This window comes from uncultured Amnibacterium sp. (genome assembly GCF_964244015.1).
Classification (GTDB): domain Bacteria; phylum Actinomycetota; class Actinomycetes; order Actinomycetales; family Microbacteriaceae; genus Amnibacterium.
The window spans coordinates 1-6,854 of sequence record NZ_CAXTHO010000143.1; the positions used below are offsets into that span (position 1 = coordinate 1).

Here is a 6,854-nt window from a genome sequence, read left to right on the forward strand (position 1 = left end):
GACCAGGCCGACGCGAACGAGCGGCAGCTCGCCGCCGCAGGGGCGCCGGTGGAGGTGCGGTGGTTCGACGGCGGGCACGACGGCGGCGGCATCGCCGGGACGGACGGGCTCGTCGACGACTGGCTCGCCGACCACCTGATGGCGAGCACGGGGGTCTCGCAGCGGTTCGGGTTCCAGGTGCCGGCCAGCGCCACCGCGTTCACCGAGCAGCGGGTCGCGGACCGCTACCCGGGGCTCGACGGGACCGCGACGACGCGGATCGCGCTCCTGGGCGGCGCGCAGACCGCGGTCAACCCGCCCGGCGGGCAGCCCGCCTCCGTGACCGGCATCCCAGGGCTCAGCACGACGACGTCGATCGGGCGCACGGCGTCGAGCCTCGTCGCGGCCGCCAACCCGCCGTCGGAGGCCGCCGTGTTCGCCTCCGCCCCGCTGCGCGCCGCGACCGTGCTCACCGGCGCCGCGGCCGTCCGCCTCCGCGTCACCCCGGCGAGTGCGGGTACGACGGTGCTCTACGCGCAGCTCTCGGTCCGCACGGGCGACGCCGAGCGGGCGCTGCCCGGTGGTGTCGCACCGATCCGGGTCGTGCTGCCTGCGGCCGGCGCCGATGTCGCGGTGGCGCTGCCGGCGACCGCGTGGAACCTCGCACCCGGCGACCGGCTGGTGCTCACCGTGCGCACGAGCGACACCCAGTTCCTCGGCACACCGATCCCGGCGAGCATCCGCATCGCAGTCGCGACGCCGATCGCGCTGCCCACCGTCGCCGTCGTCTCCACCGACCGCAGCGCCGGGCTCCCGTCCACCGGCGTGCTGCTCGGCATCGGGATCGCGGTGCTCGTGGCGCTGCTCCTGATGATCCTCGGTGCGGTGCTCGGGAGGCGGGCCGACCGGGTGCCGGTGCTCGCCGTCGATGCGGAGCGGGAGGAGGGACCGCCGCTGGAGATCGCGGGCCTCACGAAGCGCTTCCGCGGCGGGTTCCTCGCCGTCGACGACGTCGGGTTCACCGTCCAGCGCGGCCAGGTGCTCGGGCTGCTCGGCGAGAACGGCGCCGGCAAGACCACGACCCTCCGGATGGTCGCTGGGCTGCTGCGGCCCGACGCCGGCACCGTGCGGGCGTTCGGCGCGCCGCTCGGTCCCGGTTCGCCCGCGCTCGACCGGATCGGCTGCTTCATCGAGGGCCCGGGATTCCTGCCCTACCTCTCCGGCCGCCGCAACCTCGAGCTGTACTGGGCCGCGACCGGCCGGCCGAAGCGGGAGTCGCACCTCGACGAGGCCCTCGCGGTCGCGGACCTCGGCGGCGCGATCCGGAAGCGGGTCGGCGGCTACAGCCAGGGCATGCGGCAGCGGCTCGCGATCGCGCAGGCGATGCTCGGGCTGCCGGATTTGCTCGTGCTCGATGAGCCGACGAACGGGCTCGATCCGCCGCAGATCACCGCGCTGCGCGGCGTCCTGCACCGGTACGCGGCGGCAGGGCGCACGGTCGTCGTCTCCTCCCACCTGCTCGGCGAGGTCGAGCGCACCTGCAGCCACGTCGTCGTCATGTCGCACGGCCGGCTCGTCGCGGCCGGGCCCGTGGAGGCGATCGCGGGCGAATCCTCCGAGCTCGCCCTCGGCGTCACGGACGCGGCGGGCGCCGTCGAGGCCGTGCTGACGGCGGGCGCGGCGTCCGCCGAGGTCACCGAGCCGGGATCGATCCGGGTGCGACCCGGCGACCTGCCGACCGAGGCGGTCGTGGCGGCGGTCGTCGGCGCCGGGATCGGCGTCACGTCCGTGACGCGCGGGCGTCACCTGGAGGAAGCGTTCCTCGACCTCATCGGCGCGACGGAGCCCTCCGCATGACCGGCCGGGTGGTCCGCCTCCCGTTCCGTGTCGAACTGACGCGCCAGCTGAGCCAGTGGAAGGTGCGCATCGCGCTCGGCGTGCTGGCGGTGCTGCCGGTGATCGTGCGCGTCGCGCTGCTGTTCGGCGGGCCGCCGTCGTCGCGCAGCGGGACCACCGACCTGACCGCGCTCGCGCAGGTCAGCGGCGGCACCTTCGCCGCCTTCGTGCTGGTGCTGACCGGCGGGTTCCTCGCGACCCTGGTCGCCGCGCTGCTGTTCGGCGACCTGATCGCGGGGGAGGCGTCCCGCTCCACGCTGAAGTACCTGCTCACCGTGCCGGTCCCGCGCCTCCGGTTGCTGGCGGTGAAGGTGCAGGTCGCGACGGTGCTGCTGCTGGTCGGCCTGCTCGCGCTCACGCTCGTGTCGCTGCTCGTCGGTGTGCTGTCGTACGGCCCCGGCGGCATCCAGGTGCCCGGCGGCCCCCGCCTCGGCTTCGGCGACTCGGTGCTCCGCCTGCTCGGCACCACCGCGGCGGCCACCGCCGGCCTGCTGTGGGCCGCCGCGCTCGGCACGCTGCTCACCGTCGTGACCGACTCGCCGCTCGCGGCGGCAGGAGGCGTCGTGCTCGGCTCGATCCTGTCGAGGATCCTCGACCAGATCCCGGCGCTCGGCGACCTGCGGACGGTGCTGCCGACCCACTACTCGAGTGCGTTCCAGTCGTTCCTCGAGGCGCCGGTCGATCTGGCGCCCGTCGCCGCGTCCCTGCTGTCGGGACTGATCTGGTCGATCGTGCTCGGCACGGTCGCGGCGTGCCGCTTCACCCGGAAGGACGTCAGCGGCTGACCGGCCTGGCCTAGCGTCCTGTGGCGTAGCCCTGCATCGCACGGGCGTTCGCGGCGGCGTGCACGATCCCCGTCGCCGGGTCCCGCCCCACCGTCGAGAGCCGGCCGAGCGTCCAGCCGCCCGCCCGGGTCACGAGGTGGCCCCTCGCCTCCAGCTCCCGGATCACCGCGTCGCCCAGCCGGTCCTCCACCACCAGGCCGCCCGGCTCCCAGGTGCGCGGCCAGAACGAGCCGGGGAAGGAGGTGGTGTGGAACGCCGGTGCGTCGATCGCCTGCTGCGGGCTCCAGCCGCCGACGAGTGTGCGGAGCAGGTAGAGCAGCTGCCACTGGTCCTGCTGGTCGCCGCCGGGCGAGCCGAGCGCCGCGATCGCGTGCCCGTCGCGCAGCAGGAGGGTCGGGGTCAGCGTGGTGCGCGGCCGCCGGCTCGGCCGCAGGGTCGACGCGGTGCCCTCCTCCAGCCAGGTCATCTGGAGGCGGGTGCCCAGGCAGAAGCCGAGACCGGGGATCGTCGGCGACGACTGCAGCCAGCCGCCGGAGGGGGTCGCGGCCACGATGTTGCCGAAGCGGTCGACGACGTCGAGGTGGCAGGTGTCGCCCCGCAGGTCGCCGGTGGACTCCACCGTCGGCTCGCCGACCCCCTCCACGCCCGCCGTGAACTCGGAGGCGGTGCGGAGCCGGGCGATCGACGGCCTGCCCGCACCGGTGCCCGGCCGCAGCTCGGTCGAGGCGGTCGGATCGATCAGCGCGCGTCGCGTCGCCGCGTACTCCTCCGAGAGCAGGGTGCCGAGCGGCACGGCGCCGTCGTCGCCGAACCACGCCTCCCGATCCGCGAGCGCGAGCTTCAGCGCCTCCGCGATGGTGTGCGCGCCGATGGCGGTCCCGGGGTCGAGCAGGTCGTCGTCGAGCGGCTCGAGGATCGCGAGCGCCGCGAGCAGCGCGGGCCCCTGCGCCCACGGACCGCTCTTCGCGACGGTGGTACCGCGGAAGTCCCGGGTCACGGCGGGTTCGAACCCGGCCCGGAACGCCGCGAGGTCGCTCGCGCGCAGCACACCGGCGTGATCGCGGCCGTCGGAGTGGCGGTGCGGCACCCGCGCGAACCGGTCGATCTCCTGCGCGACCCGGCCGGTCGCCCAGGCGTCCCGTGCCGCGCGCACCCGTTCCGCCCTCGACGCGCCGGTGCCGAGGTCGTCGCCCGCCGCGAGGAGATCCTCCAGCACCGCCGCCCAGGCCGGGTTCGTGACGAGCTCGCCAACCGCGGGCGGTGTGCCGTCGGCGTGCAGCCAGCGCTCGGCGGAGGTGGGCCAGTGCTCCAGGAAGAACGGCGCCATCGAGGCGATCGACCTGGCGACCGCGGGGGAGAGGGGATGGCCGGCGCGCGCGAGGTCGATCGGGTAGGCGAGCACGTCGCGCAGCTCCCAGGTGCCGTGCGTCTCGAGCAGCAGCAGCCACGCGTCGACCGCGCCGGGGACCGCGGCGGCGAGTGCACCGGCGCCCGGCACGAGGTCGAGGCCCTCCGCGACGAGATGGGCGACGCCCGCCCCCTCCGGCGCCGGCCCCTGCCCCATCAGCACGACCGGCGTCCCCGGCTGCTCGGCCGTCGCGAACAGCGCGACGAGGTCGCCGCCCGGGCCGTTCAGGTGCGGTTCGACGAGGTGCAGCACGAACGCCGCCGCGACCGCGGCGTCGAAGGCGGTGCCGCCGCGCTCGAGCACGGCCTGCCCGGTCGCGGTGGCGAGCCAGTGGGTGGAGGCGGTCATCCCGAACGTGCCGGTCAGGTCCGGGCGGGTGGTGAAGTCGGGCGGGGCGGTGAACGGCACCGGACCAGCCTGCCGTGCCGCGTCCGGCAGGATGTCGGGGTGACCGAGTTCATCCTGGGCGGCCTGACCGGCGTGCCCGCCGCGGAGCGCCCCGATCTGCTCGCCGGACCGACGCTGGCCGCGCTGACGGCGCTCGAGCTGCTGGACTCCGTCGGCGTCGTGGAGATCGATCCCGCCGTCTCGGACACCGCGGCGACCCAGGATGCCTACAGCCTCGACGCGCGAGAGCTCGTCAACTGCGTCCTCGTCGCCGGGAGGCGCGACGGCGTCGAACGGGTCGCAGCCGCGCTGGTCCCGGCGTCGAAGCGGGCGGACGTGAACGGGTTCGTCCGCCGCCGGCTCGATGTGCGCAAGGCGTCGTTCCTGCCCCTCGAGACCGCGGTGGAGGCCTCCGGCATGGAGTACGGCGGCATCACCCCGATCGGGCTGCCCGCCGACTGGCCGCTGCTGCTCGACGCGGACGCGGCGGCGGAGCGGCTCGTCGTGATCGGCTCCGGCGTCCGCCGCTCGAAGATCCTGGTCCCGGGCGCGGTCCTGGCCGCGCTCCCCGGCACCGAGGTCAGCGCCGACCTGGCCCGCTGACATTTCGCGGATCAGGCTCGTTTCGCGACACGCCGTTCCGCGACGCCACCACCACGGCGTGTCGCGAATCCGGCCTGATCCGCGAAAAGTGCCCCCTCAGCCCTGCCCGAGGAACCGGTCGGCGGTCCGGAGGGCGAGCGCCATGATCGTCAGCGCCGGGTTCGCGATCAGCGAGCTCGGGAAGATCGAGTTGTCGCAGACGATCAGGTTCTCGATGTCGTGGCTGCGACCGTCGCGGTCGACGACCGAGGCGTCGCGGTCGTCGCCCATGCGGAGGGTGCCCTCCGCATGCGCCGTGCGCGCGAGCACGAACACGTCCTTCGCGCCCGCGGCCTCCCAGATCGACCGCATCGTCGCGATGGAGTGCGCCTCCAGCGCCCGCTCGTTGTCGCTGTAGGAGAAGTCGATCCGCGCGCGCCGCAGCCCCACCGCGTCGGTCTCGTCGACGAGCGTCAGCCGGTTCGACTCGGCCGGCAGGCACTCCCCGTTCACACCGATCCCGGCGAACGAGTCGTAGTGGTCGAGCAGGTCCATCAGCCGCTCGCCGCGGATGCCGGACCGCGCCATCGAGGTCGCCAGGGTGACCGGCAGCACGCCGAGGCTCTGCAGCAGGTACCCGCCGGCGAAGTCCTTCTCCTTCGGCCGCACCATGTCCTCCGAGATGAGGGAGGACGGCCAGCCGCGCCACATCCGCGTCGGCGTGTCGAAGCGCCCCCACACCTGCGCGGCGGGGTGCGCCATGTAGTTCCGGCCGACCAGACCGCTCGAGTTCGCGAGCTCGAGGTTCAGCAGGAGGCGGGCGGACTCCACACCGCCGCCGCAGAGGAACACGGCCTTCGTCCGCTGCCGGTGGTCGACACCGTCCTGGCGGTACACGACCGCGGTGATCCGCCCGGTCCCGTCCCGCTCGAGGTCGTGCACCATCGCTTCGGCCCGGATCTCCGCACCGTGCGCGACGGCGAGCGGCAGGTAGGTGACGTCCATGCTCGCCTTGGAGGCGACCCGGTCGCCCTGGTGCGTGGCGCCGCTGTTGATCGCGCCGGCGCGCACACCGAAGTGCGGCTGCCGCACGTCGCGCGACACGATCGCCGCGGGGGAGTCGGTGGTGCGGATCCCGAGCGCGTCGCAGCCGACGGCCATCAGGTCGGCGGAGGCGTTCCGTGCGACCGGCGGCAGCGGGTAGCGCCGCGTCGGATCCCACGGGTAGTCGGCGGGGCCGGAGACCTGGATGAACCGCTCGACCTCCTCGATGTAGGGCAGCAGCTCCGCGAAAGTCAGCGGCCAGTCGACGCCGGCCCCCTGGTCGGAGGCGAGCCGCATGTCGCGGTCGTCGGGCCGCGGGCAGAACGCCCCCCAGTGCAGCGTCGAACCGCCGACGCCGGTACCGGAGTTGTTGCCGCCGAACGCCTCCGGGTCGCTGCCGCCGGACAGGCGGTCGTCGGTCCAGTAGATGCTCGCCGCGTCGATCTCGTCGGGCGTGTGGTCGGTCGGCTCCCAGTTCGGGCCGGCCTCGATCGCCACCACGGACAGTCCCGCCTGCGCGAGCCGCGCGAGGATCGGGGCGCCGCCCGCTCCGGTCCCGATGACGACCGCGTCGACCTCCTCCGCCTCGGCGTGGTGCCGCATCCCTGTCAGATTCATGCCTGCAGCTCCTTCCCGGTGCGCCAGTCGCGCTGCCACGGTTCCCACTCGCCCTGGTGGGTCGTCGAGAACCCCTGCTTCCGCGGCCCGTCGCCGCCGTCCGCGAAACCGTCGTAGCGGATCCACGCCTGCGCGGCCGGGTGCGAGAGCCAGAC

General features: G+C 74.6%; 5 protein-coding genes. 3 read left to right on the plus strand and 2 right to left on the minus strand.

Features of this window, described 5'->3' with window-relative positions:
• On the plus strand, positions 1-1,836 hold a 1,836-nt coding region (locus ACFE67_RS13270; protein ID WP_375407350.1), incomplete at its 5' end, for an ATP-binding cassette domain-containing protein.
• The gene (locus ACFE67_RS13275) at positions 1,833-2,660 is read left to right on the plus strand and encodes an ABC transporter permease (protein WP_375407351.1); all 828 of its coding nucleotides are present in this window, start codon (positions 1,833-1,835) and stop codon (positions 2,658-2,660) included. The genes ACFE67_RS13270 and ACFE67_RS13275, both read left to right, overlap by 4 nt.
• A gap of 10 nt (positions 2,661-2,670) precedes the next feature.
• On the opposite strand, the gene ACFE67_RS13280 is transcribed toward ACFE67_RS13275, so the two are convergent.
• Entirely contained in the window at positions 2,671-4,416 is a 1,746-nt protein-coding gene (locus ACFE67_RS13280; protein ID WP_375407354.1) for a gamma-glutamyltransferase family protein, read from the minus strand.
• A gap of 99 nt (positions 4,417-4,515) precedes the next feature.
• On the opposite strand from ACFE67_RS13280, the gene ACFE67_RS13285 reads away from it, so the two are divergent.
• Positions 4,516-5,058, plus strand: coding sequence for a YbaK/EbsC family protein (locus ACFE67_RS13285; RefSeq protein ID WP_375407352.1), 543 nt, complete (start codon positions 4,516-4,518; stop codon positions 5,056-5,058).
• A 96-nt stretch (positions 5,059-5,154) separates the two neighbouring features.
• On the opposite strand, the gene ACFE67_RS13290 is transcribed toward ACFE67_RS13285, so the two are convergent.
• Positions 5,155-6,699 (minus strand): GMC family oxidoreductase, encoded by a 1,545-nt coding sequence (locus tag ACFE67_RS13290; protein WP_375407353.1) that lies wholly within the window; start codon positions 6,697-6,699, stop codon positions 5,155-5,157.
• Positions 6,700-6,854 lie beyond the last annotated feature (155 nt).

What these genes read in the sequence shown, in the direction of transcription:
- ACFE67_RS13275 (WP_375407351.1), top strand. Translation starts at nt 1,833, where the DNA reads ATGACCGGCCGGGTGGTCCGCCTCCCGTTCCGTGTCGAACTGACGCGC.
- ACFE67_RS13280 (WP_375407354.1), bottom strand. Translation starts at nt 4,416, where the DNA reads ATGACCGCCTCCACCCACTGGCTCGCCACCGCGACCGGGCAGGCCGTG.
- ACFE67_RS13290 (WP_375407353.1), bottom strand. Translation starts at nt 6,699, where the DNA reads ATGAATCTGACAGGGATGCGGCACCACGCCGAGGCGGAGGAGGTCGAC.